Annotated in this window: 1 protein-coding gene; it reads left to right on the top strand. The window is 66.9% G+C overall.

The window, feature by feature from the left end; translation table 11 throughout:
• A partial coding sequence (locus AKL29_RS00785; protein ID WP_488230414.1) for a dioxygenase family protein occupies positions 1–266 on the top strand: 266 nt, incomplete at both ends.

Below are 266 nucleotides of genomic sequence, written 5' to 3'. Positions count from 1 at the left end.
AAGCCGCTGATCCCGATGCGGCACACGCTCTCGGAGCTGACCGGGCCGGTCTATGGTCATGAGACCGTGCGCGCGCACGACAACGACCTCACCATCCAGGCCAAGGGCGAGCCGCTCGGCGAGCGCATCATCGTGCATGGTTATGTGCTCGACGAGGACGGCCGCGGCGTGCCCAACACGCTGGTCGAGCTGTGGCAGGCCAATGCCTGCGGCCGCTACGTTCATGTCGTCGACCAGCACCCGGCGCCGCTCGATCCGAACTTCAC

This window comes from Bradyrhizobium pachyrhizi, from assembly GCF_001189245.1.
Lineage (GTDB): Bacteria > Pseudomonadota > Alphaproteobacteria > Rhizobiales > Xanthobacteraceae > Bradyrhizobium > Bradyrhizobium pachyrhizi.
This window is presented reverse-complemented; position numbering and strand designations above follow the sequence as displayed.